This window comes from Cohnella xylanilytica, from assembly GCF_014212175.1.
In the GTDB taxonomy this organism is placed as follows: Bacteria; Bacillota; Bacilli; order Paenibacillales; family Paenibacillaceae; genus Cohnella; species Cohnella xylanilytica.
Map to the genome: position 1 here is coordinate 1 of NZ_JACJVR010000178.1, position 837 is coordinate 837.

Consider the following 837-nt stretch of genomic DNA (forward strand, 5'->3'; position numbering starts at 1 on the left):
CGCGCCGCCGCGCGTCAGCTTGCCGGTCTTCGTCTTCGCGTCGTAGCCGACCTCGTAGCCGAGCGCCTCGCCGACGCTCCGCAGCGGCAGCAGCGTCGCTCCGCCCTGCTGGAACGCCGCGGCGTCCGTCTTCACGAGGACGCCGTTCAGCAGCGTGCGGATCGATCCGTCCGCCGGCAGCCCCGCCGGCTTCGCGTACTTCGCCAGCACGCGCACCTTGTTGCCGTCCTGGTCGGCGATCGCGAGCCGCCCGTCCGCGAGCGCCGCGACGTCGGTCGGGCGGTTGAACCGCGCCGCGTACGTCACGCCGTCGCCGGAGCCGAACTCCGTCGCTTCCCCGGCCAGCGTCGTCACCCGGCCGTCCTTCACGAGCCGGATCGCGTGGTTCAGGCTGTCCGCGACGACAAGCGTGCCGTCCGGCGCGAGCGCGAGCCCCTCCGGCGCGTTGAACCGCGCCGACAGCGCCGCTCCGTCGGCGTAGCCGCCTTCGGCGTACAAGCCGCTGGCCGCGTACGCCGGCGCGGTGCCGGCGACGGTCGTCACCGTGCCCGCCGCGAAGTCGATGTAGCGGATGCGCTGGTTGCCCCGGTCGCTGACGTACAGGTTCCCCTTGCTGTCCAGCGCCAGCCCGCTCGGCTCGTTGAACTTCGCCTCCGCGATCGGGCCGTCCGCGTAGTCGCCCGAGGACTCGACCGCGCCCGGCAAGTACTCGGCCACGCGCGAGGACGGCGCGGTCAGCGTCGTCACGGCGCCGCCGGCGTCGATCTTGCGGATGACGTGGTTGAGCGTGTCCGCCACGTAGACGTTGCCGGCGGCGTCGACCGCCACGTCGGACGG

At 73.5% G+C, this 837-nt stretch carries 1 protein-coding gene; it reads right to left on the reverse strand.

The window, feature by feature from the left end:
* A partial coding sequence (locus H7B90_RS32415; protein ID WP_260411382.1) for a stalk domain-containing protein occupies positions 1-837 on the reverse strand: 837 nt, incomplete at both ends.